Raw genomic sequence first — 244 nt, forward strand, 5'->3', positions numbered from 1 at the left:
CACCGGGCAGGCGTCACACCGTATACGTCCACTTTCGTGTTTGCACAGTGCTGTGTTTTTAATAAACAGTTGCAGCCAGCTGGTATCTTCGACTGATTTCAGCTCCACCCGCAGGGGCTTCACCTACCTATCAGCGTGCCTTCTCCCGAAGTTACGGCACCATTTTGCCTAGTTCCTTCACCCGAGTTCTCTCAAGCGCCTTGGTATTCTCTACCTGACCACCTGTGTCGGTTTGGGGTACGAT

General features: G+C 52.9%; 1 rRNA gene. It reads right to left on the bottom strand.

What is annotated here, in order from left to right:
- A 23S ribosomal RNA gene (locus tag CWM58_RS29630) occupies window positions 1-244 on the bottom strand; the annotation flags it as partial.

The organism is Klebsiella sp. H-Nf2 (assembly GCF_002806645.1).
Lineage (GTDB): Bacteria > Pseudomonadota > Gammaproteobacteria > Enterobacterales > Enterobacteriaceae > Klebsiella > Klebsiella variicola.